The following is a 21705-nucleotide window of genomic DNA, read 5'->3' on the forward strand; positions in this document are numbered from 1 at the left end:
ACAGCGTCATGACGGCTCGATGCCTTCGTTGCATGCTAGATAAATTGCGGGTCGCCTCTCGTCGCCGACACGGCCCGGGTGTGAAGGCAACAATCCCGTAGCGGTCATTAGACCGCGCTCAGCATAGCGCCCACGGCCAGGCCAAGCACCAATAAGGCGCCCGCCAGGCGGACGTGCACCCAGGCCAGCGCGGCGTACCACAGCGGCCAGACGGGGTAGTTCGCGGGCGGCTGGTCAGGTGGCGGCTGGCGAAAATACGGCCAGACCTTCAGCATTCGTGGCAGCGCCAGAACAACGGTCAACGCCGGCCACGGCATTGCGCGGACCGCCACCGCCACCGCGACCAGCACATAGAAACCGACCATCATGGCCAGCGTCACAACGCGTGCGCGCGCTGCGCCGAGCACGACCGGCAGCGTATGGATCCCGAGCGGCCGATCGTACGGGATTTTGTCGATGTGCTTGCCCATCAACACCGTCGTGCACAGCAGCCCGTAAGGCAGCGAAGCCAGCAGCACGTTCCAGCCGACCGTGCCCACCGCCGAGTAGTACGTGCCGCACACCATCAACGGCCCCCAGACGACGAAGACGTCCGGCTCGCCCAGCCCGCGCTTCTTGAGCCGCAGCGGCGGCGCGGTGTACGCGACGCTCAGCATGAACCCGCTCAGCGCGAACGCAAGTACCGGCCAGCCGCGGGCCAAGCTCAGCACCACCAGGATCACCAGGTCCGCCAGGTTGACGACAGCGATCGCCAGCAGCAGGGTCCGGCGGCTGACCAGCCCCGAGAGCACCGGGTGCGGCGCGTAGAGCGCCCGCGGGTAGCTCTCGCTGTCGGTGCCGACCTGGGTGTCGTAAAGGTCGTTCATCAGGTTGTTGGCTATGTGCGCCAACGTGATTCCCACGATGGCCAGTACCAGCCAGCGCCAGTCCAACCCGGGCTTGCCGACGGCCAGCAACGCAGCGACCAGACCGGCAACCACGGTCATGGGCAGCACCGCCGCCCGGGTGACGACGATCCAGCGGGTGATCGTGTCAACCGGTCCGTCCGGGGGCGGGTTGGTGGTGCGCAGCGCGTAGGCCCACGACTTCAGTCGCGAACGGGCCGTCAGCTCAGGCATCGAGGTTCTCACGCCGCGGCGGCACGATCGGCGCGGGGTGCGGTTGGGCGTTGAACTTCTCCAGAGACCCGCCGGCCTCCACAATCCCGCAGAGCGCGCTCCAACTGAGCATGGTGAGGTAGTCGATCAATTCCTCTTTGCTCATCCGCGGATCCGAGATCCAGGAGTGGGTGGCCAGCTGCACGCCGCCGACGATCATGTAGGCCCACGGTCCGACCCCGCCGGTGTCCATCCCCACCTCTTGCATACGGCGGCGCAGCATCACCGAGAGCATGCGGGCGATGATTCGCTCGGAGTCGGCGATCACCTTGTTCTTGCTGGGCGAACTGTTCGCCATCACGAACCGATAGGGTTCCGGCTCGGCGGAGACCGTTTCGACGTAGACCCGGATGATCTCGCGGGTCAAATCGAAGCCGTCCATGTTCGCCGACAGCGCTGCGGCCATGTTGGGGATCAGCGTTGTCTGCGCGAAGCGCATCAGCACCGCACTCGTCAGATCGTTCTTGTCGACGAAGTAGCGGTACAGCACGGTCTTGGAGACCCCGATCTCGGCGGCGATCTCGTCCATGCTCAGGAAGCGGCCGTGGCGGCGAATCGCGGTAATGGTGCCGTCGATCAGCTCGTTGCGGCGCTCCACCTTGTGCCGGTGCCAGCGCCGTTTTCGACCATCAGTTTTGACGGTCCCCGCCGGAGCATGTTGCGCCACTATCGCCGATTCCCATTCACTAGACGCCTCGATACTACGGGTTTCTACGACGGGTTTCCTTCATGTGGCCAAGGGGCGGTTACAGTAACCGGCGCCTTGGCGACGACGCGACTAGGAATCACCGCGGCCGGATAGCGGATGATGGTCTGGTGGCCCCCGAACCGTATCGGCCAGAGCTAGCGGCGGCCCATGCGCAGCCGATGACAAGCCCGGCACGCCGGGCCGGTGTTTCGTTCGCCGAATCGTTCGTCGGAGCCGATGGCGAGGCCGACGCGCAGCGGCGCCGCGCGCTACGCCGGATGAAGGTCGTGGCGCTGAGTTTCCTGGTCGGCGCCAGCGTGGTGTTTCTGGGCTGCCGGTGGGCGCAGGCCGGCGGTTCGGCCGCCGCCTGGATCGGCTACGTTCGCGCGGCCGCCGAGGCCGGCATGGTCGGCGCGATGGCCGACTGGTTCGCCGTCACCGCGCTGTTCAAGCATCCACTCGGCATTCCGATCCCGCACACCGCGATCATCAAACGCAAAAAAGACCAGCTCGGCGAGGGCCTCGGGACTTTTGTGCGGGAGAATTTCCTGTCCCCGCCGGTCGTCGAATCGAAGTTGCGGGACGCTCAAATTCCCAGCCGGCTCGGCAAGTGGCTCTCCCAAGCCGACCACGCGCAGCGGGTGGCCGCCGAGACGGCGACCGTGCTGCGGGTACTGGTGGAGCTGCTGCGCGACGACGACGTCCAGCACGTCATCGACCGCATGATCATCAAGCGCATCGCCGAACCCCAGTGGGGTCCGCCGGTGGGCCGGGTGCTGGCCACCTTGTTGGCCGAAAACCGCCAGGAAGCGTTGATCCAGTTGCTGGCCGACCGGGCCTTCCACTGGTCACTGAACGCCGGCGAAGTCATCCAGCGGGTGGTCGAGCGCGACTCCCCGAGCTGGTCGCCGCGGTTCATCGACCATCTGGTCGGCGACCGCATCCACCGCGAGCTGATGGACTTCACCGACAAAGTGCGCCGCGACCCCAATCACGAACTGCGCCGCTCGGCGACCCGGTTTTTGTTCGACTTCGCCGAGGACCTGCAGCACGATCCGGCCACCATTGCCCGCGCCGAGGCCGTCAAGGAACAGCTGATGGCCCGCGACGAGATCACCAATGCCGCGGCGACGGCGTGGAAGACGCTGAAAAGGCTGGTGCTCGAGGGTGTCGACGACCCATCCAGCGCACTGCGGAGCCGCATCACCGACACCGTCATCCGCATCGGTGAATCGCTGCGCGACGACGCCGACCTGCGCGACAAGGTCGACAACTGGATCGTGCGGGCCGCACAACACCTGGTCTCGCAGTACGGGGTGGAGATCACCACGATCATCACCGACACCATCGAACGCTGGGACGCCGAGGAAGCCAGCCGACGCATCGAGCTGCACGTCGGCCGCGACTTGCAGTTCATCCGGATCAACGGCACGGTGGTGGGTGCGTTGGCCGGGCTGTTGATCTACACGGTCGCCCAACTCCTTTTCTGAGCAGTGCTAACAGTGCTTGCAATAGTTAGCACTAGGCCGTACGGTGGTGTCGTCGCACCGACCGACTAAGGGAGTTCACCAATGCCGCAGGAGGAGAAGCTTGCCGCAGTGGTGTCCACCGCCGCGGCCGACATCGGCAGTTTCATCAGGGCGCAGCGTGAGGCGGCGCAAGTATCGGTGCGGCAACTGGCCGAGAAGGCCGGTGTCAGCAACCCGTATCTGTCCCAGATCGAGCGCGGGTTGCGCAAACCGTCCGCGGATGTGCTGAACCAGATCGCCAAGGCACTGCGGGTCTCCGCCGAGGTTCTCTACGTACGGGCTGGGATTCTCGAGCCCAGTGAGACCAGCGAGGTGCGAGACGCCATCATCACCGACACGGCGATCACCGAGCGGCAAAAGCAGGTCCTGCTCGACATCTACACGTCGTTCGTCCAGCAGAACGAAGCCCAGCAAAACGAAGCCGCACGTGAGGAGCCTGCGCCTGCCTAACTCCCGATCAGGCGGTAATTAACCGCATCTAGGAAAACCGTTCCGTGAAACGATCCTCCGAACGACCCATGAAAGGAAACAACATGGCCGAGAACCCGACCGCTGACGATCTGAGGGCGCCGTTACTCGCGGCATTGGGCGCCGCCGACCTGGCTTTGGCCACGGTCAACGACTTGCTCGCTGAATTGCGCGAACGCGCCGAAGGGACCCGCACCGACACCCGCAGCCGGGTCGAGGAGCGCCGCGCCCGTCTGGCCAAGCGGCGCGAGGAGCTGCCCGAGCAACTGCGCGAGCAGCTGCGCGAGCTGCGTGGGCGGTTTACCGCGGATGAGCTGCGCTCGGCCGCCGAAGGCTACCTCGAGGCCGCGACCAGCCGGTACAACGAGCTGGTCGAGCGCGGCGAGCTCGCTCTCGAGCGGCTGCGCAGCCAAGGTCGCTTCGATGAGGCGTCGGCGCGCGCCGAGGGCTATGTCGACCAGGCGGTGGAGTTGACCCAGGAGGCGCTGGGCACGGTCGCGTCGCAGACCCGCGCGGTCGGTGAGCGCGCCGCCAAGCTGGTTGGTATCGAGCTGCCCAAGAAGCAGCAGGCGGCCAAGAAGACGCCCGCCAAAAGCACGCCGGCAAAGAAGACTCCGGCCAAGAAGACCGCGGCCAAGAAGGCGCCGGCCAAGAAGGCGCCGGCCAAGAAGGTCACCCAGAAGTAATTCGCTTCGGCCGCTGCCCGCTGTGGCAGCGGCGGGTCAACAACACACTCGACTCCGGGTCGCCTCGCCGAGGCGGCTCGGAGTCGACGTCTGTGACACAACCCGCATAGGCTTACGGCGTGAGCCTTGTGCATACCGTCCTGGTCATCCTGCTGATCGGCGTACTGATGACGACGCTGTACGCGTTTGTGCATGCGGCAATGCAGCGTCCCGACGCCTACACCGCCGCGGAGAAGCTGACCAAGCCGGTCTGGCTGCTGATCCTGGGCGCTGCCATGCCGCTCGCATGGCTGCTGGGCGTCCTGGGTATGGCGATCGCGGCCTGCGCGTCGGGGGTCTACCTGGTTGATGTCCGGCCGAAATTGCTTGAAATTCAAGGTAAATCGCACTAGCGGCATGCGAGCCGTGATCGCCGTCGCCGCGGCGACAGGCGTGGCGCTGCTGGGCGCTGCCTCGGCATCGGCCGATTCCAGCACAGGGGTGACGCCGCCGTTCGTGGACCACACCGAATGGGTGCACTGGGGCAACCTGTCCAGCCTGCGGGTCTACCCGACGCCGTCGGGCCGCGCAGCGGCGATCCGGGAGGCCGACCCCGATGAGGCCTGGAGCGAGGTGCTTGCGCTGGCCCCCGACGCCAACAGCGCCAGCATGCACGCGCAGTTCGTCTGCCACTGGCAGTTGGCCGAGCTGGCGCAGCCCGGCAAGGTCAGCTGGAACCTCGAGCCGTGGCGGCCAGTGGTCGACGACACCACGATGCTCGCGTCCGGCTGCAATCCCGGCGGCCCCGAAGAGCCGCTGTAGTGCGGGCTCCGCTCACCCGCAAGGAACTGGCCGGCCTGGTCGACCACACCCTGCTCAAACCCGAGGCGACTGCGGCCGACGTGGCTGCCGTCGCCGCCGAAGCCGCCGAGCTCGGCGCGTATGCGGTGTGTGTTTCGCCGTCAATGGTGCCGATCGCGATCGGCGCCGGTGTGCGGGTCGCCGCGGTGGCCGGTTTTCCGTCGGGCAAGCACCTGTCCGCAGTCAAGGCGCAGGAAGCGGAGTTGGCGGTGGCTGCCGGCGCCAGCGAGGTCGACATGGTCATCGACATCGGCGCCGCACTGGCCGGTGATTTTGCCGCGGTTCGCTCCGACGTCGCTGCGGTGCGCGCGGCGGTGCCGGCTGCCGTGCTCAAGGTGATCGTGGAGTCCGCAGCGCTACTGAGGCTGCGCGACGCCGACACGTTAGTGCAGGTGTGCCGCGCCGCCGCGGAAGCCGGCGCCGATTTAGTCAAGACCTCCACCGGGTTCCATCCCGCGGGCGGCGCGTCGGTGCACGCCGTGGCGCTGATGGCCGACGCCGTCGGCGGGCGGCTCGGGATCAAGGCCAGCGGCGGCATCCGCACCGCTACTGACGCGCTGGCCATGTTGGAGGCGGGCGCCACCCGGCTGGGGTTGTCGGGCACCCGCGCGGTGCTCGACGGACTGCGCTGAAGGTGTCAGAGGCTGCCGAAGCAGTCTTGACCGGTCTGCGGCTGCGACGACGACGCCGGGATGGTGGCGTTTTGGCTTGAAAACGTCGCCTGCACACCGGAATCGGTGACCTTCACGCTGTCGGCGTGGATGCCTAACGGATAGTTCTGGGTCGCTTTCGAGGTCAGGTCGTCGAGGTTCTTCTGCACCGTATCGGTCGACATCTTCGAGCCGAGCGCCTTCAATTCGACCACCTGCAGCGACAGCCCGTTGTTGGCGATCTGCGGCTTGACGGTGGCGCTGTCCAGCAAGCCCTTCAATTGGACGGTGCCGTCGCTGGTGTTGGTGGTGACCTTGCTGGTGACCAGGCTGCCGATCACCGGGATGGCGTCCTGAATGGAGTCCTTGATCCCGTCCGACGACCAGGTGATGGTGCCGTTGATCGACCCGATCGTGCCCTTGGAGGTCCCGGAGTTCGCCAGCCGCACATCGCGGATGTCAAGGCTGATCTTCATGCCCTTGGCGCTGCGCACCTGATTGCCCGCCGTCTGTACGGAGATGCGGGTGTAGTGCCCGGTGATGTACTGCCACAGCACCGGCGGTGCCGCGGCGAACGACACGTTCGCGGAGTCCTGCACCTCGCACTGCACCGCGTTGGTCACCTTGCTGTCGGCGGCGTGCCGAGTGTAGAGCTCGGCGCCGATGAGCCCGGCCAGGACCAACGCCAGCACGGTGACCAGGGTGAGCATGATGGCCGTGGGGTTGCGGAAGAAGCCGCGGTGGGTTTTCACGGGCTTGTCTTTCGACTCGGGTTGCATGGACAGCCGCGTTGTGGCCTGGTCGGACCCCTCTGGCCCGGGACCGGGCTGGCGCGGCTGCTGGGTAGGCGGGCGGCCAGGCTGCTGCTGCGGCGGAGGCGGGGGCGGTCCGGGCTGCTGTGGCCGGGACGACGGCGGCGGTCCGGGTTGACGCGGCGGAGGGCCGGCCGGGCGGCGCGGCTCCTGCGGACGGCGCGGCTCCTGGGGGCGGCCGGGATATGGAATCCGCTGGGTTGGCGACTGCGACGGCGGAGGCGGGGGTTGCGGACCAGGGGTGGTCGGGCGCGCCCATTCCGAGGGGTCGCCGCCGGAAGGCCCTTGCGGATTCGTCACCAGCGCGATTGTGCCTTATTGAACTGAGCGAAGTCTATGAGGTCTACAGCTTGGCGAAGCAGGGGTCCGATTCGCCGGGTGGAATCGATGCGTTGCGCGTCGAAAAGTGCGCTGCCACACTGTCGTTGGTGACCTGCACGCTGTCGGCGTGAACACCGAGCGGATAGTCGTTGGTCAGGCTGGACGCGAAGGTGTCCAGCGCTGCCTGCGCGGTCTCGTGCGGCACGGTGGTACCCAGCGCCGTCACCTTGACCACCTGCAGCGACAACCCGTTATTCGCGACCTGCGGCTTGACGGTGACACTGCCCAGACCCAGTGCACCCCTGAGCTCGACCGTGCCGTCAGCCGGGTTGGTGGTCACGGTATTGACCAGGCCACCCAGGAACGGGACAGCGTCTTGCACCGTTTGCTTGATGCCTTCTGACGACCAGGTGACGTTGGCGTCGAGTGCGCTGATGGTGCCCTTGGAATTGGCGTTGCCGTTCAGATCGACCTTGTCGATGTGAATATCGGCCTTCATGCCCTTGGCGCTGCGGATTTGGTTGCCCGCCGTCTTTATCGAGATATCGCGGTAATTGCCGGTCAGATGCTGCAGCAGGAACGGGGTGGGGCCGAACGACACGCTCACCTTGTCCTGGACGACGCATTGAGTGGCCGCGGCGACCACGCTGTCGGCGCGGTGGCGTGCATACAACTCGGCTCCGATAACGCCGGCGATCAGCAGCGCCACCACGATTACGACAGCCAGAACGATCGACAGCGGGTCGCGCAGGAAGCGGCGCTTGGTTTTCACGGGTGCTGACGTGCCCTCCGACGGCGGCTGACCAGGCGGCGGGCCAGCCGGGTAATCCTGTGGGTACGGCGCCTGGCCGGGCGGGGGTGCAGCCGGGTAGTCCTGCGGGTACGTCGGCTGGCCGGGAGGCGCTGCCGGGTAGTCCTGTGTCGGCTGGGTCGGCTGCGTCGGCCCGCTCGGAGGTGGCTCGGACTGTCCCGGGACCGGCTCCGTGCGATCGCCTGGAGGCTGATGCTCACCGGGATGCATTTGCCCGGTTGGCGCCTCGGACGGTGCCGCGGGTTCCTCAGCCGGACTCTCGCTTGCTGGGCGGGCCCACTCCGACGGGTCCTCGTGTGGCGGCCCTTGCGGATTTGTCACCCGCGCGATTCTGCCTTATCGAGGTGGGGGATGGCGGCCCGATTTCGCAGCACGGCGATCGTGTCGCGGGCCGCGGCAACGGTGTCGAGATCGACGTCGGCGAGCACCAGCTGCGGCTGCGGGCCCGCGGCCGCTACGACCTCGCCGAATGGCGATGCCACCAGGCTGCCGCCCACACCCAGCGGGGCCTTGGAGTCGGTCGAGCCCGAGTCGGCCTGCCCCGCTGCGGCGACGTAACTGGTCGAGTCCAGTGCGCGGGCCCGGGCCAGCAGCGTCCACTGCTCCAGCTTCCCCGGACCTGAGCCCCATGACGCGCTGACCGTGATCAGTTGGGCACCGCGGCTGGCCAACTCGATGTAGAGCTGAGGAAACCGCATGTCGTAGCAGGTGGTCAATCCCACGCCGACGCCGTCGACGGTGATCACCACCGGCTCGCGGCCCGGGGCGACGGTGCGTGACTCGGTGAAGCCGAAAGCGTCGTACAGGTGGATCTTGTGGTAGACGGCGTCGGTGGCCGGTCCCGCCGCGATCAGCGTGTTGGTGACGCGCCCGTCGCCGGCGGGAGTGAACATCCCGGCGATCACCGTGATGCCGGCATCTGCTGCGATCCGGCGCACCCCGTCGGCCCACGGTCCGTCGACCGGCTCGGCGATCGGGCCCAACGGGACGCCGAAGCGGCACATGGTCGCTTCTGGAAACACCACCAAGGTCGCGCCGGCGTCGGCGGCCCGGCTGCTGTACTCGCGCACAAGCTGCAGGTTGGCTGCCGGATCGGTGCCGCTGAGGATCTGCGCCAAGGCAATCCGCATGATTGCCAGCCTAGGGGCGATCGCAAGCGCGGCGGAGCCGGGCGCAGCGGGTCGCCCCGGTTGGTGTTGGGCGATCGCAAGCGCGGCGGAGCCGGGCGCAGCGGGTCGCCCCGGTTGGTGTTGGGCGATCGCAAGCGCGGCGGAGCCGGGCGCAGCGGGTCGCCCCGGTTGGTGTTGGGCGATCGCAAGCGCGGCGGAGCCGGGCGCAGCGGGTCGCCCCGGTTGGTGTTGGGCGATCGCAAGCGCGGCGGAGCCGGGCGCAGCGGGTCGCCCCGGTTGGTGTTGGGCGATCGCAAGCGCGGCGGAGCCGGGCGCAGCGGGTCGCCCCGTCGGCGAGGGCCGTATGCACCACAGCGCAACCGTCAGGCGTTCTCACTGATCCACATCGTGGTGAATCGCTGCTCGGCGATCAGCAACTCGACCAGTTGGCTGCCGATGAAATTTTCGATCTTGCCGCCGACCAGCGGGATGCGCACCTCGACGGTGGCCCGAAAGGTCAACCGCGCCCCGCCGGTTTCGGGCAGCGGCGCCAGCACTGCCGTACCAGTCAGCCCAACCGGCGCGTCGAGGATTGACCCGGTGACGGTCGCGTGCGCGCTGCCGCCGGTGACCGGGCCCCACGTCTCCTCCCGCCGGATACACAGATCGCCGCGGTGAAACTGGGTGACCAGCCCCGGCAGCCGGTCGCTGCGCAAAACCTGGGTAGTGATCACGTCGATGCTGCCGTCATCGCCCACCTGCATCGAGTCCAGGGTGGCGTCATCGGCACCGGAATCGGCCAGTCGGGCCAGCCAATAGTTCTCGTCACTGAACGCCTGATGAACCTGTTCGACGGTGCCGCCGTAATCGGCGGACATGTCGAATGAACGCGGCATAGCAGGTCAGGCTACCGTCAAGGCCCATGAAACGGGGCGGTGTCGGTTCGCGGTTCGCCGGTGCTCACGTCGCCGAGGCGGTCGCCTTGGCGCCGCTGACCACGCTGCGGATCGGCCCGGTCGCGCGTCGCGTCATCACCTGCACCAGCACCGAGCAGGTGGTCGCGGTGCTGCGGCAGTTGGACGCCGAACGTGTTGAGCCGCTGCTGGTATTGGCCGGGGGCTCCAATGTGGTCATCGCCGACCACCTGACCGACCTGACCGTCGTGCGGCTGGCCAATAACCGCATCAGCATCGACGGCAACACCCTGCTCGCTGAGGCCGGCGCGGTGTGGGACGACGTCGTCGTGGCGTCCATACAGCACGGGCTGGGCGGGCTGGAGTGCCTGTCCGGTATCCCCGGCTCGGCCGGCGCCACCCCGGTGCAGAACGTCGGCGCGTACGGCGCGGAAGTGGCCGACACCATCACCCGGGTTCAGCTGCTGGACCGGCGCAGCGGCGAGGTGCGTTGGGTGCCGGGGCGAGACTTGCGCTTCGGCTACCGCACCAGCGTGCTCAAGCATTCGGAGGCGGCGGTCGCCTTGGAGGTCGAATTCGCGCTGGACGCCGCAGGCCGCAGCGCGCCGCTGCGCTACAGCGAGTTGACCACAGTGCTGGGCGTAGCCATCGGCGACCGAGCCGACCCGACAGCGGTTCGCCAAGCGGTGCTGAACTTGCGCAGACGCAAAGGCATGGTGCTCGACGCCGCCGACCATGACACCTGGAGTGTGGGATCGTTTTTCACCAATCCCGTTGTCGCGCAAGATGTTTACCAAAGGCTGGCCAACGAAGCCGATCGGCCGGTGCCGCACTGGCCGGCGCCGGGCGGGATCAAGCTGGCCGCCGGCTGGCTGGTAGAGCAAGCCGGATTCAGCAAAGGCTACCCCGCTGAAGATGGCGCCCCCTGCCGGCTGTCGACCAAGCATGCGCTTGCTTTGACCAACCGCGGTCACGCCACCGCCGCCGACGTGGTGGCGCTCGCCCGCACCGTGCGCGACGGTGTCCGCGATGTGTTTGGCATCACACTCACGCCAGAACCGGTGCTGGTCGGCTGCGTTCTGTAGCGCGGCTGACCGGAACCGGCCCTTATCCCCGGTATCTTTGTCTGCCGTGAGCACACCCCGCGCCCTGCCGCCCATCACCCGGCGTCGGGCTTTGACGACGCTTGCGATGGGGATGTTCGCACCGAACGTGCTCGCCGCCTGCTTCGGTGGTGCCAGCAAAGAATCCGCAAAGCCCAAAGCACCGCCGGCGCCCAGTTTGACGTTTCATCCCGTCGACGCCACCCGCAATATCGTGCCCACCGCACCGGTCAGCGTCGAAGTCCGCGACGGCTGGTTTCAGCATGTGGTGCTGAAGAACTCCGCCGGCAAGGTGGTCGCAGGCGCGCTCAACCGCGACCGCACCGTCTTCACGATCACCGAGCCACTCGGCTACGACGCGACCTACACCTGGAGCGGCTCGGTGGTCGGCCACGACGGCAAGGCCGTCCCAATAGCCGGCCGCTTCAGCACGCTGACGCCAAAGAAGGTCATCGACGGCGGTTTCCAACTCGCCGACGGGCAGACCGTCGGGATCGCGGCACCGATCATCATCCAGTTCGACGCGCCGATTGCCGACAAGGCCGCGGTCGAGCGGGCCCTGACCGTCACCACCGACCCACCCGTGGAGGGCTGTTGGGCGTGGCTGCCCGACGAGGCGCAGGGATCGCGGGTGCACTGGCGCACCCGCGAGTACTACCCGCCGGGCACCAAGGTCAACGTCGACGCCAAGCTGTACGGATTGGCATTCGGCGACGGCGCGTACGGCAAGCAAGACATGAGCCTGAACTTCCAGATCGGGCGGCGCCAGATCGTCAAGGCCGAGGTCACCTCGCACCGTATCCAGGTGATCCGCGACGAAGGCGTCATCATGGACTTCCCGTGCAGCTACGGCGAAGCCGACAAGCCGCGCAACGTCACCCGCAACGGAATCCACGTCGTCAGCGAGAAATACGCCGACTTCTACATGTCCAACCCGGCCGCGGGTTACAGCAATGTCCACGAGCGCTGGGCGGTTCGGATTTCCAACAACGGCGAATTCATCCACGCCAACCCGATGAGCGCTGGAGCGCAAGGCAATACGAACGTCACCAACGGCTGCATCAACCTGTCGACGTCGGACGCCGAGCAGTACTACAGCAGCGCGATCTACGGCGACCCGGTCGAGGTGACTGGCAGCTCCATCCAGCTGTCGTACTCCGACGGCGACATCTGGGACTGGGCCGTGGATTGGGACACGTGGACGAGCATGTCGGCGCTGCCCGCGCCGACGGGAACCAATCGATCGCCCGCGGCGATGCCGCGAACCGCTCCCGCGACGCCGAGCACCGCCCCCACGCTGTCAGGTACGCCCACCACGACGCGGCCTAGCGTGCGACCCGGCGGGTAGCGCTGGCCTGATCGCGGGGCCGGATCACCACCTGATCGATGTTGACGTGCGGCGGCCGGGACGCCACGAAGCCGATCACCTCGGCGATGTCTTCGGCGACCAGCGGTGTCATGCCGGCGTAGACGGCATCAGCGCGCTGCTGGTCGCCGGCAAAGCGCACCAATGAGAACTCCGTTTCCACCGCGCCGGGCGCAATCTCGGTGAGCCGCACCGGTTTTCCGAGCAGCTCGCCGCGCAGCGTGCGGTGCAGTGCGCTTTGTGCGTGCTTGGCCGATGTGTAGCCCGAACCGCCGTCGTAGACCTCGAAAGCGGCAACAGAAGTGACGGTGACGATCAGCCCGTCGCCGGAGTCGATCAGCTTGGGCAGCAGCGCCCGGGTCATCCGCAGCGTGCCAAGCACGTTGGTCTCCCACATCCAGCGCCACTGCTCGAGGTCGGCGTCGGCGACGGGCTCCAATCCTTTGGCGCCGCCGGCGTTGTTGACCAGCACGTCGACCCGGCTCAGCCCCCGCGCCAGTTTGTCCACCGCTGTGTCGTCGGTCACATCGGCGATCACGGCGGTGCCTGCGATCTCGTCGGCCAGCGCGGCGACCCGCTCCGCGCGACGCGCCACCGCTACTACGTGAAACCCTTGTGCTGCAAGGGTTCTCGCGGTTGCTGCACCGATTCCGGAGCTGGCGCCGGTGACCACCGCAACCCGCTTGTCCGCCTCTGGTGTCGTCATCTGACCAACTCTAGATAACCGTGCTAAATTTCCCCGTGTGTACCTGAGTGCCGTGCTGGGGCTGTGTCTCTACGCAGACTGTGCGTGTTGTTGCCGCGCAGTCTGCGCCTCCTGAGCGACCACAACCCAACGCTGGTGTGGCCAGGCCCGCCACCGGAACTCGACAAGGACACCCCGTGCGCTCGACCTCACTCAGCACCCATTCGCACACCCGTAAGCCCGCGCTGCGTTCCCGGCACAACGTCATCGCGCCGTCGCTGCACCTGTCCGACGCCGCCGCGGCATCGGTTTTCCGGGCGGTGCGGCTGCGCGGCCCGATCGGTCGCGACGTCATCGCCACTGTCACCGCGCTGAGCATCGCGACGGTCAACCGCCAAGTCATCGCGCTGCTCGACGCCGGCCTCCTCCGTGAACGCGCCGACTTGGCCGTCGCCGGCGCCATCGGGCGCCCCCGCGTGCCCGTGGAGGTCAACCACGAGCCGTTTTTGACCCTGGGCATCCACATCGGGGCGCGCACCACCAGCATCGTGGCCACCGACCTCTTGGGCCGCACCCTCGATGCTGTCGAGACGCCCACACCGCGATCGGCGCAGGGTCCTGCGCTGGCGTCGCTGGCCGACGGGGCACGCCGCTACCTGCGGCGCTGGCATCGGCGGCGCCCGCTGTGGGTGGGGGTGGCCATCGGCGGTGTGGTCGACGGCGCCACCGGCCATGTCGACCATCCGCGGCTGGGGTGGCGCCAGGCGCCGGTAGGACCGGTGCTGGCCGAGGTGCTGGGCCTGCCGGTGTCGGTGGCGTCCCACGTCGACGCAATGGCCGGTGCCGAATTACTGCTCGGCATGCGCCGATTCGCGCCGAACTCGTCGACCAGCCTGTACGTCTACGCCCGCGAAACGGTGGGGTATGCGCTGGTGATCGGCGGCGGAGTGCACAGCCCGGCCAGCGGTCCGGGCACCATCGCCAACTTGCCGGCCGACTCTGAACTGCTGGGCGGGTCCGGGCAACTGGAATCCACGGTCAGCGACGAAGCGGTGCTGGCCGCGGCTCGCCGGCTGCGCATTCTGCCGGCGGCCCGCACCGGTGGGCCGGCCAGCGCGATCACGGAGCTGGTGCGGGCGGCGCGCAACGGCAACCAACAGGCCCAAGAGCTGTTGGTCGAGCGGGCTCGGGTGCTCGGTGAAGCGGTGGCGTTGCTGCGCGATCTGCTCAATCCCGACGACTTGGTGGTAGGCGGCCAGGCGTTCACCGAATACCCCGAAGGCATGCAACACGTCGAGGCGGCGTTCGCCGACCGCTCGGTGCTGCCAGCACGCGATATCCGGGTCACCGCGTTCGGCAACCGGGTGCAGGAGGCCGGCGCCGGGATCGTCTCGCTGGGCGGGCTCTATGCCGATCCGCTGGGCGCAATGCGACGCGCCCAGAACTCACCCACTGGCGGCGCGTATGGGTCGCCGCTGGGGGTGGCGGGTGCTGCTGCTCGCGACACGTCGGCGTGACCTGCGGCGTCGGGGCGGCGCTGGCGGTACTGCAAAGATGGCGGTGTGCGGAACAGCGAACTGCCCCGGCTCGAAGTTTCCCGATTGAACGATCCGCGCCGGGTGGCGGTGCTGTCGGTGCACACCTCCCCGCTGGCTCAGCCGGGCACCGGCGACGCCGGCGGGATGAACGTCTACGTGCTGCAAACAGCGCTGCACCTGGCCCGCCGCGGCGTCGAGGTGGAGATCTTCACCAGGGCCACGGCGTCGACCGATCCGCCGACTGTGCGGGTAGCACCGGGTGTGCTGGTGCGCAACGTGGTGGCCGGACCGTTCGAAGGCCTCGACAAATACGACCTGCCCACCCAGCTGTGCGCGTTCGCCGCCGGGGTGTTGCGCGCTGAGGCCGCCCACGAGCCGGGCTACTACGACATCGTGCACTCGCACTACTGGCTGTCCGGTCAGGTCGGCTGGCTGGCCCGCGACCGCTGGGCGGTGCCGTTGGTGCACACCGCGCACACGCTGGCAGCCGTGAAGAACGCGGCCCTGGCCGACGGCGATACCCCCGAGCCACCGCTGCGCACGGTCGGTGAGCAACAGGTGGTCGACGAGGCCGACCGGCTCATCGTCAACACCGATGCCGAAGCCGCGCAACTGGTTTCGTTGCACGGCGCCGACCCGGCGCGGATCGACGTGGCCCATCCCGGCGTGGACCTCGACGTGTTCCGTCCCGGTGATCGCCGCGCGGCGCGGGCCGCGCTGGGGCTTCCGCTCGACGAACATGTCGTTGCCTTCGTGGGCCGTATCCAGCCACTGAAGGGGCCCGACATTTTGTTGCGCGCCGCCGCCAAGCTGCCGGGGGTGCGCATCGTGGTGGCCGGCGGACCGTCGGGCAGCGGTCTGGCCGCCCCGGACGGGTTGGTTCGCCTGGCCGAGGAACTGGGTATCACCGACCGGGTGACGTTCCTGCCGCCCCAGGACCGCGAGGATCTGGTCCGGTTGTTTCAGGCCGCAAACGTGGTTGCGGTGCCGAGCTATTCGGAGTCGTTCGGGTTGGTTGCCGTGGAGGCGCAAGCCTGCGGGACGCCGGTGGTGGCGGCCGCGGTGGGCGGGTTGCCGGTGGCGGTGCGCGACGGGATCAGCGGAACGTTGGTGTCCGGCCACGACGTCGACCGGTGGGCCGACGCGATCGAGCAGCTGCTGCGGGTCGGCGCCGCGATGAGCCGCTCAGCAGTCCAGCATGCGGCGACGTTTTCCTGGGACAACACCGTCGACGCGCTGCTGGCCAGCTATCAGCGCGCAATCAGCGAATTCCGGGGGACGCGGCGGCGCCCGGTGCGCGGGTTGGCATCGGCGCGACGGGCCCGACACTGGGCGGCACCGAGAGGGGTGGGCGCGTGAGCCGCCCCGCCGACGATGGCAACGGCACATCGGAAGCCGCGCCCATCAGCCACGTGCAGCAGGTCATCGAGGACGCGCTGGGCGCCAGCCACCTGACCTTCAGCCGGCACGCAGGCGCGCACGGCGGGCCGCCGGGGCTGATCGTGGAGCTGCCCGGGGAGCGCAAACTCAAGACCAACACGATCTTGAGCATCGGCGAGCATTCGGTGCGGGTCGAGGCGTTCGTGTGCCGCAAGCCGGACGAGAACCATGAGGGCGTCTACCGGTTTCTGCTGCAACGCAACCGCCGGCTCTACGGGGTGGCCTACACCCTCGACAATGTCGGCGACATCTACCTGATCGGCCACATGTCGTTGGCCTCGGTCGATGTTGATGAGCTCGACCGGGTGCTCGGGCAGGTGCTCGAGGCGGTGGACTCGGACTTCAATACGTTGCTGGAGTTGGGTTTTCGCTCATCGATCCAAAAAGAGTGGGAGTGGCGGGTGTCCCGCGGTGAGTCGTTGAAGAACCTGCAGGCGTTTGCCCACCTCATCGACGAGGAAGACCGTCAGGACGGTTCGGACCAGCGTTCGTGAGAGACTTGCCGGCATGCAAAACGCTGGCACGCTGGTGCTGCTGCGGCATGGCGAAAGCGACTGGAACGCGCGCAACCTGTTCACCGGCTGGGTCGACGTCGACCTGACCGACAAGGGCCGCGCCGAAGCGGTGCGCAGCGGCAAGCTGCTGGTCGAGCACAACCTGCTGCCGGACGTCGTCTACACCTCGCTGCTGCGCCGCGCGATCACCACCGCGAACTTGGCGCTGGACACCGCCGACCGGCACTGGATTCCGGTGCACCGCAGTTGGCGGCTCAACGAACGCCACTACGGCGCGCTGCAGGGGCTGGACAAGTCCGACATCAAGTCGCGCTACGGCGAGGAGCAGTTCATGGCCTGGCGGCGCAGCTACGACACGCCGCCGCCGCCGATCGAGAAGGGCAGCCGGTTCAGCCAGGACAGCGATCCCCGCTACGCCGACATCGGCGGTGGCCCGCTGACCGAGTGCCTGGCCGACGTGGTGGCGCGGTTCTTGCCGTACTTCACCGACGTCATCGTGCCGGACCTGCGGTTCGGCAAGACGGTGTTGATCGCCGCGCACGGCAATTCGCTGCGGGCCCTGGTGAAGTATTTGGACGGCATGTCCGACGAGGAGGTCGTCGGGCTGAACATTCCGACCGGCATTCCGCTGCGCTACGACCTCGACGCCGACCTCAAACCGGTGGTGGCAGGCGGCAGCTACCTCGACCCGGAGGCGGCCGCCGCGGGTGCGGCTGCCGTTGCCAGCCAAGGCGCCCGCTAACTCATGCCGTGGCCAGTTATGACACGCGATCGAACCGAAACCGTGCAATAACTGGCCACTCGGTGCAAGGCTGAGACGACGGTTCGGCAAACATCGCATGAACAGCGGTGGAACACCTGCGCCGCAGCATGTGAGATGTTCGATTTTGGCCGCGCGCTGCTGGGGCGAAGTTCATCAGGGTTTGTACGATTTTTATGTGACTGTGTTCTCGGCCCTGTTGCTGGCCGGGGTGTTGTCTTCGCTGGCATTGGGCGTCGGTATTACCGCGGGGGCCCGGCTGGCAGCACGAGTCGTCGAGCGCCGGCGGCGGGTGGCCGCCGAATGGGCCGGGATCACCGTCTCGCAGATGCTGGAGCGCATCGTCGCGCTGTCTCCGGTGGGAACCGCGGTGGTCGACACGCATCGCGACGTGGTCTACCTCAACGACCAGGCCCGCGAACTGGGTCTGGTGCACGACCGCCAACTCGACGACGAGGCGTGGCGGGCGGCGCAGCGGGTACTGGAGATCGGCGACGATATCGAGTTCGACATCTCACCTAGTAAGCGGACCGCGCCGGGACGCTCCGGGCTGGCGGTGCACGGGCAGGCCCGGCTGCTCAGCGAGGAAGATCGTCGGTTCGCCGTCGTCTTCGTCTACGACCAGTCGGAGTATGCCCGGATGGAGGCGACCCGCCGCGACTTCGTGGCCAACGTCAGCCACGAACTCAAGACCCCGGTCGGCGCCATGGCCGTGCTCGCCGAGGCCCTGCTGGCGTCAGCGGACGACCCGGAGACCGTGCGCCGCTTCGGCGAGAAGGTGCTTGTCGAGGCCAACCGGCTGGGCGACATGGTCGGTGAGTTGATCGAGCTGTCCCGGCTGCAGGGCGCAGAGCGGTTGCCCGACCTGACCGATGTCGACGTCGATACCGTTGTGGCCGAAGCGATTTCACGTCACAAAGTCGCCGCCGACAACGCCGACATCCAGGTGCGAACCGACTCGCCCAGCGGCTTGCGGGTGCTGGGCAACCAAAGCTTGCTGGTCACCGCGCTGGCCAACCTGGTGTCCAACGCGATCGCTTATTCGCCGCGGGGGTCGCTGGTGTCGATCAGCCGTCGTCGCCGCGGCGACAACGTCGAGATCGCCGTCACCGACCGCGGTATCGGCATCGCGCGCAAAGACCAGGAGCGGGTCTTCGAGCGGTTCTTCCGCGGCGACAAGGCGCGCTCGCGCGCCACCGGCGGCACCGGGCTGGGGTTGGCCATCGTCAAGCACGTCGCGGCCAACCACAACGGCAGCATCGGGCTGTGGAGTCAGCCGGGAACGGGGTCGACGTTCACGTTGTCGATCCCGGCCTACGAGGACAACGACGACCAAACCAATGAACCAGCGGGGCGCGACAAGCGGCCCACGCGGCCCCAACGAGAGGAAGAACTACGCCGATGATCCCTGCTGAGGAGGAGTGGCGCCAATGACTCGCGCCGACGACGATGCAGAGCGAAGCGATGAGGAGGAGTGGCGCCAATGACTCGCGCCGACGACGATGCAGAGCGAAGCGATGAGGAGGAGTGGCGCCAATGACTCGCGCCGACGACGATGCAGAGCGAAGCGATGAGGAGGAGTGGCGCCAATGACTCGCGCCGACGACGATGCAGAGCGAAGCGATGAGGAGGAGTGGCGCCAATGACTCGCGCCGACGACGATGCAGAGCGAAGCGATGAGGAGGAGTGGCGCCAATGACTAGCGTGCTGATCGTTGAGGACGAGGAGTCGCTGGCCGATCCCCTGGCGTTCTTGCTGCGCAGGGAGGGCTTCGAGGCCACGGTTGTCACCGACGGACCGTCGGCACTGGCCGAGTTCGACCGGGCCGGCGCCGACATCGTCCTGCTCGACTTGATGCTGCCGGGTATGTCCGGCACCGACGTGTGCAAGCAACTGCGCGCTCGCTCGAGCGTGCCGGTGATCATGGTCACCGCCCGCGACAGCGAGATCGACAAGGTAGTCGGCCTGGAGCTGGGCGCCGACGACTATGTGACCAAGCCGTACTCGGCCCGCGAGTTGATCGCCCGGATCCGCGCCGTGCTGCGCCGCGGCGGCGACGACGACTCCGAAGTCACCGATGGCGTGCTGGAGTCCGGCCCAGTGCGGATGGACGTCGAACGGCACATCGTCTCGGTGAACGGCAAGCAGATCACCTTGCCGCTCAAGGAGTTCGACCTGCTCGAGTACCTGATGCGCAACAGCGGTCGGGTGCTTACCCGCGGTCAGCTGATCGATCGGGTGTGGGGCGCGGACTACGTTGGCGACACGAAGACACTCGATGTCCACGTCAAGCGGCTGCGCTCCAAGATCGAAGCCGACCCCGCGAATCCCGTCCATTTGGTGACGGTGCGGGGGTTGGGCTACAAGCTCGAGGGATAGCCTGGCCTGCGACGCGGTTCCACCACGATGACGGCACCGTCGTGATCGAGGAATGCCGATAAACTTAGCGCGTGTCTGGTGTGACCTAAGTTACTTTTGTTGCATAGTGTGATCCGTGATGGATCCGTTATCACACCGACTTTTTTCCTTCGTGCTTCATGAGGCCGGCGCAAAGCGGGTGCCTCAACAGAACGCATGGCCCGAATCACCAGGCGGCCGTTGCGGTCTCGCGGCGCGGAGACACCGGTGACGACGGCGACACCGACCCGGCTCACCGATTACGTCCGCGACCAACTCCAGACCCCGCTGGGAGTGGTCGGCGGCTTCGCCCGCATGTGCGTGCTGACCGGAAAAGCATTGTTGCGCGGGCCATTTCAGTGGCGCGAGTTCATCGACCAGTGCTGGTTCATCATGAGGGTCGCGTTGTTGCCCACCATCGCGGTGTCGATTCCGCTGACCGTGCTCATCATCTTCACGCTCAACACGCTGCTGGCTGCGTTTGGCGCCGCTGACGTTTCGGGCGCTGGCGCAGCGTTGGGTGCGGTTACTCAGTTGGGACCGCTGACCACGGTGCTGGTAATTGCCGGGGCCGGGTCGACGGCGATCTGCGCCGACCTGGGTGCGCGCACCATCCGCGAGGAGATCGACGCGATGGAGGTGCTCGGCATCGACCCGATCTACCGGCTGGTCGCGCCGCGCGTGATCGCGTCAACCGTCGTCGCCACACTGCTCAACGGCACCGTCATCACCATCGGTTTGGTCGGTGGCTTCTTTTTCGGCGTCGAGATCCAAAACGTCTCCGGCGGCGCCTACTTGGCCACGTTGACGCTGATCACCGGCTTGCCGGAAGTGGTCATCGCAACGATCAAGGCCGCGGTGTTCGGGCTGATCGCCGGATTGGTGGGCTGCTACCGCGGCCTGACCACCAAGGGCGGTCCCAAGGGCGTCGGCACTGCGGTCAACGAGACGCTGGTGTTGTGCGTGCTCGCATTGTTCGCGGTCAACGTGGTGCTGACGACCATCGGCGTGCGATTCGGCACGGGGCGTTGACATGGCCCAAATATCAGCGGCTACGGTTGTCCGGGCCCGTTACCCGCGCACTGTCGCGACCTTCAGCCGCTACGTCGGCGGCGCATCCCACGTGCTCGACGAGGCCGGAAACCTCGCCCGCTTCGCTGTCGCGGGCGCCTGGTCGATCGGGTGGGCGCTACGCCGATACCGCACCGAGACACTGCGGCTGATCGCCCAAATCGGCATGGGCACCGGCGCGATGGCCGTGATCGGCGGCACCGTCGCCATCATCGGATTCACTACGCTCTCGGGCGGTTCACTGATCGCCATCCAGGGATTCGCATCGCTGGGCAACATCGGTGTGGAAGCATTCACCGGGTTTTTCGCCGCACTGGCCAACGTGCGTGTGGTGACCGCGGTCGTGACAGGCATCGCGCTGGCGGCGACGGTAGGCGCCGGTGCCACAGCGGAATTGGGCGCCATGCGCATCAGCGAGGAGATCGACGCCCTTGAGGTGATGGGCATCAAATCGGTTGCCTTTTTGGTGTCGACTCGAGTAGTGGCGGGGCTGGTGGTGATCGTGCCGTTGTACGCGATGGCGCTGGTCATGTCGTTCCTGTCGGGCCAGACCGTCACCACGCTGTTCTACGGGCAGTCCGTGGGCACCTACGAGCACTACTTCCGCACCTTCCTGCGCACCGAGGACGCGGTGTGGTCGGGTGCCGAAGTCATCGTCATGGCGGTCATCGTGATGATCACCCACTGCTACTACGGGTATAACGCCACCGGCGGCCCTGTCGGGGTGGGGCAGGCTGTCGGCCGGTCGATGCGTTTCTCGCTCGTCTCCACGGTCATTGTCGTGTTGCTGACCTCCATGGCGCTCTACGGCGTCGATCCGAATTTCAACCTCACCGTGTAGCCGC

General features: G+C 67.3%; 23 protein-coding genes. 16 read left to right on the forward strand and 7 right to left on the reverse strand.

Going from position 1 to position 21705, the window contains the following annotated elements; all coding sequences use genetic code 11:
* Positions 1-107 precede the first annotated feature (107 nt).
* Positions 108-1118, reverse strand: a complete 1011-nt coding sequence (locus G6N15_RS11285) for a prenyltransferase (RefSeq protein WP_083087756.1) — start codon at positions 1116-1118, stop codon at positions 108-110.
* Positions 1111-1824 carry a TetR/AcrR family transcriptional regulator gene (locus G6N15_RS11290; RefSeq protein WP_083087755.1) on the reverse strand — a complete coding sequence of 238 codons (714 nt, stop codon included), beginning with the start codon at positions 1822-1824 and terminating at the stop codon, positions 1111-1113. The genes G6N15_RS11285 and G6N15_RS11290 overlap by 8 nt, the downstream gene beginning before the upstream one ends.
* 200 nt (positions 1825-2024) lie before the next feature.
* Here G6N15_RS11290 and G6N15_RS11295 point away from each other — a divergent pair, with 200 nt between their 5' ends.
* The 6 genes from G6N15_RS11295 to deoC all read left to right on the forward strand — a co-directional run bounded on the left by G6N15_RS11295 (position 2025) and on the right by deoC (position 6000).
* Positions 2025-3335: a DUF445 domain-containing protein gene (locus tag G6N15_RS11295; RefSeq protein ID WP_083087754.1), complete on the forward strand. Its 1311-nt coding sequence runs from the start codon at positions 2025-2027 to the stop codon at positions 3333-3335.
* A gap of 81 nt (positions 3336-3416) precedes the next feature.
* Entirely contained in the window at positions 3417-3824 is a 408-nt protein-coding gene (locus G6N15_RS11300; RefSeq protein ID WP_083087753.1) for a helix-turn-helix domain-containing protein, read from the forward strand.
* An 83-nt stretch (positions 3825-3907) separates the two neighbouring features.
* A complete protein-coding gene (locus G6N15_RS11305; protein ID WP_083087814.1) occupies positions 3908-4528 on the forward strand; it encodes a heparin-binding hemagglutinin in 621 nt (206 codons plus the stop codon).
* A 167-nt stretch (positions 4529-4695) separates the two neighbouring features.
* On the forward strand, positions 4696-4920 hold the full coding sequence (locus G6N15_RS11310; protein WP_232070452.1) for a DUF2516 family protein: 225 nt from the start codon (positions 4696-4698) through the stop codon (positions 4918-4920).
* Positions 4921-4924: 4 nt separating this feature from the next.
* The gene (locus G6N15_RS11315; protein ID WP_083087752.1) at positions 4925-5329 is read left to right on the forward strand and encodes a DUF2599 domain-containing protein; all 405 of its coding nucleotides are present in this window, start codon (positions 4925-4927) and stop codon (positions 5327-5329) included.
* Positions 5329-6000, forward strand: coding sequence for a deoxyribose-phosphate aldolase (deoC, locus tag G6N15_RS11320; RefSeq protein WP_083087751.1), 672 nt, complete (start codon positions 5329-5331; stop codon positions 5998-6000). The genes G6N15_RS11315 and deoC overlap by 1 nt, the downstream gene beginning before the upstream one ends.
* A gap of 5 nt (positions 6001-6005) precedes the next feature.
* Here deoC and G6N15_RS11325 read toward each other — a convergent pair whose 3' ends face one another.
* The 4 genes from G6N15_RS11325 to G6N15_RS11340 all read right to left on the reverse strand — a co-directional run bounded on the left by G6N15_RS11325 (position 6006) and on the right by G6N15_RS11340 (position 9967).
* On the reverse strand, positions 6006-7130 hold the full coding sequence (locus G6N15_RS11325) for an LmeA family phospholipid-binding protein (RefSeq protein WP_170295376.1): 1125 nt from the start codon (positions 7128-7130) through the stop codon (positions 6006-6008).
* 43 nt (positions 7131-7173) lie between these two features.
* Complete coding sequence (locus tag G6N15_RS11330) at positions 7174-8283, reverse strand: LmeA family phospholipid-binding protein (protein WP_083090030.1); 1110 nt, start codon at positions 8281-8283, stop codon at positions 7174-7176.
* Positions 8280-9092, reverse strand: a complete 813-nt coding sequence (locus G6N15_RS11335) for a carbon-nitrogen hydrolase family protein (RefSeq protein ID WP_083090031.1) — start codon at positions 9090-9092, stop codon at positions 8280-8282. The genes G6N15_RS11330 and G6N15_RS11335 overlap by 4 nt, the downstream gene beginning before the upstream one ends.
* 362 nt (positions 9093-9454) lie before the next feature.
* On the reverse strand, positions 9455-9967 hold the full coding sequence (locus G6N15_RS11340; protein WP_083090032.1) for a DUF2505 domain-containing protein: 513 nt from the start codon (positions 9965-9967) through the stop codon (positions 9455-9457).
* A 26-nt stretch (positions 9968-9993) separates the two neighbouring features.
* Here G6N15_RS11340 and G6N15_RS11345 point away from each other — a divergent pair, with 26 nt between their 5' ends.
* Positions 9994-11070, forward strand: coding sequence for a UDP-N-acetylmuramate dehydrogenase (locus tag G6N15_RS11345; RefSeq protein WP_083090033.1), 1077 nt, complete (start codon positions 9994-9996; stop codon positions 11068-11070).
* Between the two features lie 37 nt (positions 11071-11107).
* Entirely contained in the window at positions 11108-12436 is a 1329-nt protein-coding gene (locus G6N15_RS11350; protein WP_372506553.1) for a L,D-transpeptidase, read from the forward strand.
* On the opposite strand, the gene G6N15_RS11355 is transcribed toward G6N15_RS11350, so the two are convergent.
* On the reverse strand, positions 12414-13160 hold the full coding sequence (locus G6N15_RS11355; protein WP_083090034.1) for an SDR family NAD(P)-dependent oxidoreductase: 747 nt from the start codon (positions 13158-13160) through the stop codon (positions 12414-12416). The genes G6N15_RS11350 and G6N15_RS11355 overlap by 23 nt on opposite strands.
* Positions 13161-13336: 176 nt before the next feature.
* On the opposite strand from G6N15_RS11355, the gene G6N15_RS11360 reads away from it, so the two are divergent.
* The 8 genes from G6N15_RS11360 (at position 13337) to G6N15_RS11395 (ending at position 21701) form a co-directional block, all read left to right on the forward strand.
* Positions 13337-14656: an ROK family protein gene (locus tag G6N15_RS11360; RefSeq protein WP_083090035.1), complete on the forward strand. Its 1320-nt coding sequence runs from the start codon at positions 13337-13339 to the stop codon at positions 14654-14656.
* A 45-nt stretch (positions 14657-14701) separates the two neighbouring features.
* Positions 14702-16036: a D-inositol-3-phosphate glycosyltransferase gene (gene mshA / locus G6N15_RS11365; RefSeq protein WP_372506552.1), complete on the forward strand. Its 1335-nt coding sequence runs from the start codon at positions 14702-14704 to the stop codon at positions 16034-16036.
* Positions 16037-16080: 44 nt separating this feature from the next.
* A complete protein-coding gene (locus tag G6N15_RS11370) occupies positions 16081-16611 on the forward strand; it encodes a type III secretion system chaperone family protein (RefSeq protein WP_083090039.1) in 531 nt (176 codons plus the stop codon).
* 13 nt (positions 16612-16624) lie between these two features.
* A complete protein-coding gene (locus tag G6N15_RS11375; protein ID WP_083090036.1) occupies positions 16625-17374 on the forward strand; it encodes a phosphoglyceromutase in 750 nt (249 codons plus the stop codon).
* Positions 17375-17570: 196 nt separating this feature from the next.
* Positions 17571-18797, forward strand: a complete 1227-nt coding sequence (locus tag G6N15_RS11380; protein WP_083090040.1) for a sensor histidine kinase — start codon at positions 17571-17573, stop codon at positions 18795-18797.
* 290 nt (positions 18798-19087) lie between these two features.
* The gene (gene regX / locus G6N15_RS11385; protein ID WP_083090090.1) at positions 19088-19771 is read left to right on the forward strand and encodes a two-component sensory transduction protein RegX; all 684 of its coding nucleotides are present in this window, start codon (positions 19088-19090) and stop codon (positions 19769-19771) included.
* 333 nt (positions 19772-20104) lie between these two features.
* Positions 20105-20821 carry an MlaE family ABC transporter permease gene (locus G6N15_RS11390; protein WP_372506559.1) on the forward strand — a complete coding sequence of 239 codons (717 nt, stop codon included), beginning with the start codon at positions 20105-20107 and terminating at the stop codon, positions 20819-20821.
* Position 20822: 1 nt separating this feature from the next.
* Positions 20823-21701 carry an ABC transporter permease gene (locus G6N15_RS11395; RefSeq protein WP_083090091.1) on the forward strand — a complete coding sequence of 293 codons (879 nt, stop codon included), beginning with the start codon at positions 20823-20825 and terminating at the stop codon, positions 21699-21701.
* The last annotated feature ends 4 nt before the right edge of the window (positions 21702-21705 follow it).

Source organism: Mycobacterium noviomagense (genome assembly GCF_010731635.1).
GTDB lineage: Bacteria > Actinomycetota > Actinomycetes > Mycobacteriales > Mycobacteriaceae > Mycobacterium > Mycobacterium noviomagense.

What these genes read in the sequence shown, in the direction of transcription:
- G6N15_RS11285 (WP_083087756.1), bottom strand. Translation starts at nt 1,118, where the DNA reads ATGCCTGAGCTGACGGCCCGTTCGCGACTGAAGTCGTGGGCCTACGCG.
- G6N15_RS11295 (WP_083087754.1), top strand. Translation starts at nt 2,025, where the DNA reads ATGACAAGCCCGGCACGCCGGGCCGGTGTTTCGTTCGCCGAATCGTTC.
- G6N15_RS11300 (WP_083087753.1), top strand. Translation starts at nt 3,417, where the DNA reads ATGCCGCAGGAGGAGAAGCTTGCCGCAGTGGTGTCCACCGCCGCGGCC.
- G6N15_RS11305 (WP_083087814.1), top strand. Translation starts at nt 3,908, where the DNA reads ATGGCCGAGAACCCGACCGCTGACGATCTGAGGGCGCCGTTACTCGCG.
- G6N15_RS11310 (WP_232070452.1), top strand. Translation starts at nt 4,696, where the DNA reads ATGACGACGCTGTACGCGTTTGTGCATGCGGCAATGCAGCGTCCCGAC.
- G6N15_RS11315 (WP_083087752.1), top strand. Translation starts at nt 4,925, where the DNA reads ATGCGAGCCGTGATCGCCGTCGCCGCGGCGACAGGCGTGGCGCTGCTG.
- G6N15_RS11335 (WP_083090031.1), bottom strand. Translation starts at nt 9,092, where the DNA reads ATGCGGATTGCCTTGGCGCAGATCCTCAGCGGCACCGATCCGGCAGCC.
- G6N15_RS11340 (WP_083090032.1), bottom strand. Translation starts at nt 9,967, where the DNA reads ATGCCGCGTTCATTCGACATGTCCGCCGATTACGGCGGCACCGTCGAA.
- G6N15_RS11345 (WP_083090033.1), top strand. Translation starts at nt 9,994, where the DNA reads ATGAAACGGGGCGGTGTCGGTTCGCGGTTCGCCGGTGCTCACGTCGCC.
- G6N15_RS11355 (WP_083090034.1), bottom strand. Translation starts at nt 13,160, where the DNA reads ATGACGACACCAGAGGCGGACAAGCGGGTTGCGGTGGTCACCGGCGCC.
- G6N15_RS11375 (WP_083090036.1), top strand. Translation starts at nt 16,625, where the DNA reads ATGCAAAACGCTGGCACGCTGGTGCTGCTGCGGCATGGCGAAAGCGAC.
- regX (WP_083090090.1), top strand. Translation starts at nt 19,088, where the DNA reads ATGACTAGCGTGCTGATCGTTGAGGACGAGGAGTCGCTGGCCGATCCC.
- G6N15_RS11390 (WP_372506559.1), top strand. Translation starts at nt 20,105, where the DNA reads ATGTGCGTGCTGACCGGAAAAGCATTGTTGCGCGGGCCATTTCAGTGG.
- G6N15_RS11395 (WP_083090091.1), top strand. Translation starts at nt 20,823, where the DNA reads ATGGCCCAAATATCAGCGGCTACGGTTGTCCGGGCCCGTTACCCGCGC.